1 protein-coding gene is annotated in these 381 nt (G+C 30.7%); it reads right to left on the reverse strand.

The window, feature by feature from the left end; translation table 11 throughout:
* On the reverse strand, window positions 1-262 hold a 262-nt coding region (locus P5683_RS25985), incomplete at its 3' end, for a hypothetical protein (protein ID WP_006668647.1).
* Between the last annotated feature and the right edge of the window lie 119 nt (window positions 263-381).

Consider the following 381-nt stretch of genomic DNA (forward strand, 5'->3'; position numbering starts at 1 on the left):
AACCATCATCATCAATATCATCTCTGTTGATTGGGAGATGGGGTGATTGCTTTTTGCCCCCTAACTGTTGTTTACAGGCTATTTGTTCTAACGATTTTTTAAAAAACTCAAATAATATGTCTAACTTTTGATTGTTTAAATCTAGTTTTGATTCGATAATTTTATTCTCCTTGACTATCGCATACGCTGAACACAAGACCACAATTATTATCAAAGCTAATTCAATAATTATGAATCTTTGACAGATTGATATTGTATTCATTGCATTAATCTCCAAAAATAAAGGGTAAACCATTTTATCCGTTCTAACGGGTCAAATACCGCATAAAAATTACTATATGGTGGTGATTCAATTATTTGATATTCATTTAGCCAAATAGG

It is taken from the genome of Limnospira sp. PMC 1279.21 (assembly GCF_032349615.1).
GTDB lineage: Bacteria > Cyanobacteriota > Cyanobacteriia > Cyanobacteriales > Microcoleaceae > Limnospira > Limnospira fusiformis.